General features: G+C 70.4%; 3 protein-coding genes. All 3 read right to left on the reverse strand.

All coding sequences use genetic code 11. The features are described 5' to 3' along the window. On the reverse strand, window positions 1–391 hold a 391-nt coding region (locus FVW27_RS16195), incomplete at its 3' end, for a 4-(cytidine 5'-diphospho)-2-C-methyl-D-erythritol kinase (protein ID WP_424991883.1). Continuing rightward, window positions 388–945, reverse strand: coding sequence for an ATP-dependent protease subunit HslV (hslV, locus tag FVW27_RS16200; RefSeq protein ID WP_167127091.1), 558 nt, complete (start codon window positions 943–945; stop codon window positions 388–390). The genes FVW27_RS16195 and hslV, both read right to left, overlap by 4 nt. 87 nt (window positions 946–1,032) lie before the next feature. Continuing rightward, on the reverse strand, window positions 1,033–1,283 hold a 251-nt coding region (locus FVW27_RS16205), incomplete at its 5' end, for a macro domain-containing protein (protein WP_208294847.1).

A 1,283-nucleotide genomic window follows, 5' to 3' on the forward strand; every position in this document is an offset into this window, starting at 1 on the left:
GGGCCAGTTGCGCGCACAGCGCGGCAAGGTGGCGCAGCAGCACGGCGGCGTCGGCACTGCCGCCGCCCAGCCCCGCTCCGTGCGGGATGTGTTTTTCCAGATGCACCGCAAGGCCGGGGCGAAACCCGGTGGCCGCCGCGAACCGTTCGTACGCGGTAACCACGGTGTTGCGGGCCGGGTCCACGTCCGGCTCGGTGCAGGTAAAGGCAATGCCTGCTTCCGACCGGGGCGTTACGTGCAGCAGGTCGCATGGTTCCGGCAGCGGCAGGAACAGGGTGTCCAGTTCGTGGTAGCCGTCGGGCCGCACGCCGGTGATGCGCAGGTACAGGTTGATCTTGCACCCGGCGCGCAGGATGACGGCGCCGGGCGCGGGCGTGTCGTGGGTGCTCACGCGGTGGCGCCCGCGTCGCGGCGCAGCGTTTCCACGGTGAGGTGCCCGTTGGTGAACACGCACAGTTCCCCGGCAATGGCCATGGCCTCGCGGACCACGGTTTCCGCGTCCAGCGCGGTGTGCCGGGACAGGGCGCGGGCGGCGGACAGGGCATAGGGGCCGCCGCTGCCGATGGCGGCAATGCCGTCGTCCGGCTCGATGACGTCGCCGGTGCCGGTCAGGATGAGGATGGTTTCCGCGTCGGCCACCAGCAGCATGGCCTCCAGCCTGCGCAGGTACTTGTCCTTGCGCCAGTCCTTGGCCAGTTCCACGGCGGCTCGCGTAAGGTTGCCGCCGAATTCCTCCAGCTTGGCCTCGAAGCGCTCGAACAGGGTGAACGCGTCTGCCGTGGCGCCGGCAAAGCCCGCCAGCACCCGATCGCGGTACAGGCGGCGCACCTTGCGGGCGGTGTGCTTCATGACCACGCTCTGGCCCATGGTCACCTGGCCGTCACCGGCCATGGCCACGCCGTCCGCGTCGCGCACGGCAAGGATGGTGGTACCCTTCAGTTCCATATGATTGTTCCTTCGGCGCTGCCGCGCCGGCTTGGCTATGGTTGGGGGCGCGTGGGCAGGCCAGGTTGAGCGCCAGTCGGGTGCAGATCAAGCGTTTGTCTGGCCGTCGTCCGGGTCATGGACGCGGGCAAGCTGCCCGGCAAGGGCCTGAAACGCAACGCGCCACACTGCCAGCATGGCCTGCCCGTGCAGGACGAAGCGCACCTCGCGCACCAGCCCGGCGCGCAGACCGCGTACGGCCTCGGCCAGGGCGATCGGGGCGGCCAGTTCCGGCGGATAGCCGTAGCTGCCGCAGCTGATGGCCGGAAAGGCCACCCGGGCCAGCCCGTGCTCCGCCG

Origin of the sequence: Nitratidesulfovibrio liaohensis, assembly GCF_011682075.1 — a bacterium.
Taxonomy (GTDB): Bacteria; Desulfobacterota; Desulfovibrionia; order Desulfovibrionales; family Desulfovibrionaceae; genus Cupidesulfovibrio; species Cupidesulfovibrio liaohensis.

What these genes read in the sequence shown, in the direction of transcription:
- hslV (WP_167127091.1), bottom strand. Translation starts at nt 945, where the DNA reads ATGGAACTGAAGGGTACCACCATCCTTGCCGTGCGCGACGCGGACGGC.